The sequence below is a fragment of the Mycobacterium sp. NAZ190054 genome, assembly GCF_001545925.1.
GTDB lineage: Bacteria > Actinomycetota > Actinomycetes > Mycobacteriales > Mycobacteriaceae > Mycobacterium.
Window position 1 is genome coordinate 1 of the sequence record NZ_LMVQ01000449.1, and the last position, 1,510, is coordinate 1,510.

2 pseudogenes are annotated in these 1,510 nt (G+C 70.0%); one reads left to right on the plus strand and one right to left on the minus strand.

The features are described 5' to 3' along the window. Nucleotides 1-137: pseudogene (locus ASJ79_RS34435) on the minus strand (IS701 family transposase); the annotation flags it as partial. On the opposite strand from ASJ79_RS34435, the pseudogene ftsW reads away from it, so the two are divergent. After that, nucleotides 122-1,387 (plus strand): annotated as a pseudogene (gene ftsW / locus ASJ79_RS24035) (putative lipid II flippase FtsW); the annotation flags it as partial. The pseudogenes ASJ79_RS34435 and ftsW overlap by 16 nt on opposite strands. Between the last annotated feature and the right edge of the window lie 123 nt (nt 1,388-1,510).

The window sequence follows — 1,510 nt, forward strand, 5'->3', positions numbered from 1 at the left end:
TCGACGACGAGGATCGCCTCCGGGTCGCCGAAGGCGTCGATCACGTAATCGCGCAGATCGTCGCGCACCTCGTCGGCGTCCCAGCTGGCTCGCGCCAACAGATGCTGCAGCGCGTCGGGGGTGGCTGGGACGGCCGATGACCTCGTTCCACCTCATCGTCGCGGTCACCGCGTTGCTGATCACCATGGGTCTGACGATGGTGCTGTCGGCGTCCGGCGTGTACTCCTACGACCAGGACGGTTCGCCGTGGTCGGTGTTCGCCAAGCAGGTGCTCTGGACGGTCATCGGCCTGTTCGCGTTCTACGTCGCGCTGCGGATGCCGGTCGCGGTGATGCGACGCTTCGCCTTCGCCGGGTTCGCGTTCTCGGTCGTGCTGCTGGTGCTGGTCCTCATCCCGGGTATCGGCAAGATCGCCAACGGTTCCCGCGGTTGGTTCGTGGTCGCCGGTTTCTCGATGCAGCCCTCGGAGCTCGCCAAGATCGCGCTGGCGATCTGGGGCGCGCACCTGCTGGCCGCGCGCCGGATGGAGCACGCCAGCCTGCGCGAGATGCTCGTGCCGCTGGTGCCGGCGGCGGTGATCGCGCTGGCGCTGATCGTCGCGCAGCCGGACCTCGGCCAGACGCTGTCGATGGGCGTGATTCTGCTCGGTCTGCTCTGGTACGCGGGACTGCCGCTGCGGGTGTTCCTGACCTCGCTGGGCGCGGTAATGGTGTCCGGCGTGATCCTCGCGCTTGCCGAGGGTTACCGGTCGGCGCGCGTGCAGTCCTGGCTGAACCCGGGCGCCGACGCGCAGGGGGCGGGGTATCAGGCCCGCCAGGCTCGGTTCGCGCTGGCCAACGGAGGCGTGTTCGGCGACGGCCTCGGCCAGGGCACCGCGAAGTGGAACTACCTGCCCAACGCCCACAACGACTTCATCTTCGCGATCATCGGCGAGGAGCTCGGGTTCGTCGGCGCGGTGGGCCTGCTGCTGCTGTTCGGTCTGTTCGCCTACACCGGCATGCGGATCGCGCGCCGCTCGGCCGACCCGTTCCTCAAACTGCTCACCGCCACGGCCACGCTGTGGATCCTGTCGCAGGTGTTCATCAACGTCGGTTACGTGGTGGGCCTGCTGCCGGTGACCGGCCTGCAGCTGCCGCTGATCTCGGCCGGCGGAACGTCGACGGCCACCACGTTGCTGATGATCGGGATCATGGCCAACGCAGCCCGTCACGAGCCCGAGGCCGTCGCCGCGCTGCGCGCGGGTCGCGACGACCGGGTCAACCGGCTGCTCCGGCTGCCGCTGCCGGTGCCGTACGTGCCGAGCCGCACCGAGGCGCTGCGCGACCGGCTGCGCAGACGGCCGCACACCCCGGCGCCCAAGGCGGCCGAGCGGCCGCAACGCCGCGCGATCGCCGACGCCGGCCTTCCGGTCGTGCTCCATCCCTCCGATGTGGCGGGCCACGACCGCATGCACGACTACTACCTGCACAATTTCGTCGGCAACCCGACCGACTCGACGCTGGCCGCCGGA